Raw genomic sequence first — 612 nt, 5'->3', positions numbered from 1 at the left:
GGACTTGGTCGTCTCGCCCGCCTTGAACACAACGGTGGCGTTGTTGCTCAGGGTGACGGTGAGGTCCTTGTCCAGTGCACGGTTCAGGGTCAGGGTGAAGGTCGGCGCCGTGGCCTCGTTCACCGACGCCTGGTCGGCAACGATGTTCACCTGAACCAGGTCGCCTTGGTTGCCCGAGCCTGGAGTGCCCGAGCCTGGCTCGTCGGTCACGGCAGTGCTGACTGGCGTTTTGTCCAACGTCAGTTGTTCGAACTTCCAGGCATCGGCACCACTGACCGACACGATTGCGTTCTGGACAGGTGGGTTGGCGCCGATATAGACGTTATCCGGTGCAGTCGCGGTTGCTGAACCCACAGTGCCGTTGGCGGGTACCACGACGGTGGTGCCATCTTTCAAGTGGAAGTACAGCTCGGCGTGGTTGTTGATCGGCAAGCCGTCTTTGTTGGTCAGCGTCACGGTATAGGTGATCTGGCCGCCTTCGCTGACCGAGTCGCTGGCGGTGAGTTTTGCCACCACTTCGTCGATGGTGTCGGTGACTTTTACCGATACATCGCCGCCCATCTGCAGGTTTTCGAAGGTGCGACCGTCGATGTCCACTGCAGACTTGATGCC

1 protein-coding gene is annotated in these 612 nt (G+C 60.1%); it reads right to left on the bottom strand.

The window, feature by feature from the left end:
• Positions 1–612: immunoglobulin-like domain-containing protein (locus IAE33_RS24370; protein ID WP_328804923.1), on the bottom strand; the 612-nt coding region annotated here is incomplete at both ends.

Source organism: Pseudomonas sp. S60, assembly GCF_016647865.1.
Taxonomy (GTDB): Bacteria; Pseudomonadota; Gammaproteobacteria; order Pseudomonadales; family Pseudomonadaceae; genus Aquipseudomonas; species Aquipseudomonas parafulva.
Note: the sequence above shows the minus strand (reverse complement) of the source record. Positions and strands in the feature narration are given on the sequence as shown.